This window comes from Nonomuraea sp. NPDC049784 (assembly GCF_040659615.1).
Classification (GTDB): Bacteria; Actinomycetota; Actinomycetes; order Streptosporangiales; family Streptosporangiaceae; genus Nonomuraea.
This window is the reverse complement of sequence record NZ_JBFAMX010000908.1, coordinates 1-3015: the sequence shown is the minus strand read 5'-3', so window position 1 is coordinate 3015 and position 3015 is coordinate 1. Positions and strand designations below refer to the sequence as shown.

At 69.7% G+C, this 3015-nt stretch carries 3 protein-coding genes; 1 reads left to right on the top strand and 2 read right to left on the bottom strand.

What is annotated here, in order from left to right; all coding sequences use genetic code 11:
* Positions 1-117 precede the first annotated feature (117 nt).
* Together AB0J09_RS60815 and AB0J09_RS60810 are read right to left on the bottom strand one after the other, a co-directional pair.
* Complete coding sequence (locus AB0J09_RS60815; RefSeq protein ID WP_360713050.1) at positions 118-444, bottom strand: DUF5709 domain-containing protein; 327 nt, start codon at positions 442-444, stop codon at positions 118-120.
* Positions 445-571: 127 nt separating this feature from the next.
* Positions 572-2305 carry an ABC transporter ATP-binding protein gene (locus tag AB0J09_RS60810; RefSeq protein ID WP_360713047.1) on the bottom strand — a complete coding sequence of 578 codons (1734 nt, stop codon included), beginning with the start codon at positions 2303-2305 and terminating at the stop codon, positions 572-574.
* 71 nt (positions 2306-2376) lie between these two features.
* Here AB0J09_RS60810 and AB0J09_RS60805 point away from each other — a divergent pair, with 71 nt between their 5' ends.
* Positions 2377-2796, top strand: a complete 420-nt coding sequence (locus AB0J09_RS60805) for a MarR family transcriptional regulator (RefSeq protein WP_360713044.1) — start codon at positions 2377-2379, stop codon at positions 2794-2796.
* The last annotated feature ends 219 nt before the right edge of the window (positions 2797-3015 follow it).

Genomic DNA, 3015 nt, shown 5'->3' with positions numbered 1-3015 from the left:
CGAGCGCCCGCAGGCGGCGGCCGCCGACGCGGTCGTCGACGACCTGCACGCGCTGCTGTCCGTGCTGGAACGCCTCGCGTGACGCGCCGGCGAGCCTGACGCCCGTGCCGGGGCGTCTCACGGAAGGCTCTCGTCGGGATCGATGCGGACGGCACGCTCTTCCGCCGACAGGTCGTTGCCGTCGTCGTCGCCCCAGTCCAAGCCGAGCTCTTCGTCCTCGGTGTCCGGCTCAAGCCCTTCGTCCGGCTGGGTCAGCCGGTGCTTGGGCCGGGGCTCGTGGAGCCGGTCCTTGGCCTCCCGGCGCAGGCGCTCGTCGAGCGTGTCTCTGTGCTGGGGGTCGTCCTCGACGACTTCGTGGTAGAAGCCGAGGTCGTCGTTCCACTCCTCGACCTCGATCTCCTGCTCGTCGCTGAGGCCGAACCGGTCCGGAGGTTTTTCGGTCATACGCGCCCTCTACCCAGCGAGCAGCCCGAAACCCTCCTATTTGGACTGCCTTAGCGCCTGGGCCAACTCTTTCTTGTCCATCGTAAGACCTGCCCGGAATGTGAGGCAAGACACCGCTGATTGAGGTTTAAACAAGCTCGAGCGGTTCGTCCCGGCTCACCAGCGCCGCGTAGTGGCCGCCACGCGCCATCAACTCGTCGTGTGTGCCGCGCTCGACGATCTTCCCGCCGTCCAGCACGACGATCTGGTCCGCGTCGCGGACCGTGGACAGGCGGTGCGCGATCATGATGGTCGTACGGCCCTGCGCCAGCGTGTCGAGCGCCTCCTGCACGGCCCGCTCGGTCTGGGTGTCCAGCGCGCTGGTGGCCTCGTCGAGGACCAGCACCGGAGGGTTGCGCAGCAGCGTGCGCGCGATGGCCAGGCGCTGCTTCTCGCCGCCCGAGAACCGGTAGCCGCGCTCGCCCACCAGGGTGTCGTAGCCGTCGGGCAGCGAGGCGATGTGGTCGTGGATGCGCGCGGCCCGCGCGGCCGCCTCCAGCTCCTCGTCCGTGGCCGACGGCTTGGCGAAGCGCAGGTTGTCGGCGATCGAGGCGTGGAACAGGTACGTCTCCTGCGACACCACGCCGACCGCCTCGCTCAGCGTCTCGAACGTCAGCTCCCGCACGTCCACCCCGTCGATGGTGACCCGGCCGCCGATGACGTCGTAGAGCCTGGGCAGCAGGTAGCTGAGCGTGGTCTTGCCCGAGCCGGTCTCGCCCACGACGGCCAGGCTGGTGCCCGCGGGGACCGTGATGTCCACGCCGGTGAGCGTGGGGGTCTCGTCGTACGAGAAGTCGACGCTCTCGAAGCGGACCTCGCCACGGACGTCCCGCAGCTCCCGCGTGCCCGGGTGGATGTCGACCGGCAGGTCCAGATACTCGAAGATCCGCGCGAACAGCGCCAGCGAGCTCTGCACGTCGACGCCCAGCCGCAGCAGCGAGACCATCGGCCGGAACAGGCTGGTCTGCAACGTCGTGAACGCCACCAGCGTGCCGACCGAGATCGTGCCGGTGTAGCCGACGGCCCAGTAGATCAGCGCGGGCATCGCGGCCATGACGAGCTGGATCGACGACTGCCGCCAGCGCCCCGCCATGCTCACCCGTACGCCGACGTCGGCCAGCTCGCTGGACGCCCGCCCGAAGCCCTCCGTCAGCTCGCCGGAGCGGCCCATGGTACGGCCCAGCAGGATGCCGCTGATCGACAGCGACTCCTGGACCATGGACGCGATGCCGGCCAGCTTGCGCTGCTGTTCGGCGGTGATGCGCTTGCGCTCCTGGCCGACGTTGCGGCTGATCCACACGAACACCGGCATCAGCAGCAGCGAGATCACCGTCAGCCGCCAGTCGAGGGCGACCATGGCCACGATGGTGGCGATCACGGTGGTGAGGTTGGAGACGAGAGAGGCGGCGGTCGAGGTGACGACCGACTGCATGCCGCCGATGTCGTTGGCGATGCGCGACTGCACCTCGCCGGTCCTGGTGCGGGTGAAGAACGCCAGCGACATGCGCTGCAGGTGACTGTAGACGGCCAGGCGCAGGTCGTGCATAACCCGCTGGCCCACCGTGGTGGAGACCAGCGTCTGCAGCACGTCGAACACGTTGGTGGTGACCGCCACCGCGATCATGCCCAGGGCCAGCAGCGTGAGCAGGGTGGCGTCCCTGGCAGGGATCGCCGTGTCCAGCACCTCGCGCAGCAGGAACGGCGAGGCCAGCGCCACCAGTGACGACAGAAGGATGAGGACGCCCACCAGGGCCAGGCGGCCCCGGTAGGGGCGGAACAGTTTGATGATGCGCCCGAGCGGCGCGCGTGGTTCCTCTGCCAAGTGGTGCCTCCTTTTCAGATGTCCACTCAAACAGAGGTTAACTCATATTTGTTCCGGCTAAACTTATGGGCATGGCAGAGAAGGAGCTCGCCGAGCTCTTGCACCTGGTGGGCCGGCGGTTGCGGCATGGGTACGTGCATCGGCTGGGGCCGCTCGGGCTCAACCCTGGGCAGGCGCGTGCCCTCCGTGTGCTCGCCGACGCCTCGCAGCCGCTGCGCATGGTGCAACTGGCCGACGAGCTGCGGATCGTGCCCCGCTCGCTCACACCGGTGGTGGACGCCCTGGAGTCGGCGGGGCTCGTGCGGCGGGAGGTCGATCCCGCCAACCGCCGCTCCACACTGGTGCTGCTCACCCCGGAGGGCCGCCGCCTCGCCGACCGCGCCCGCCACGCCCGCCGCGAGGCGGGGCAGGAGCTCTTCGCCGTCTTGACGGAGGAGCAGCGCGACCGGCTCCGTGACTTGCTGAGCCTGGTGGAGGAGCAATTCCGCTAGTGCACCGCACGCGCCGTACGGGGCACAACGCGCACGGCGCTCAGCCGGGCGGCGCTGTGGTCAGTGGGGCGGTTGGGGGTTCAGGCCGCGGGTGGGGTGGTCACCGTGCCGCCGATGACCGTGCCGAGCCAGGGCGGCTGGGCCAGGAGCGCCGCGTACGGGTAGCGGCCGCGGGCGTCGAAGACGGCGAAGTCGGCCCGGGTGCCGGGGGCCAGCGAT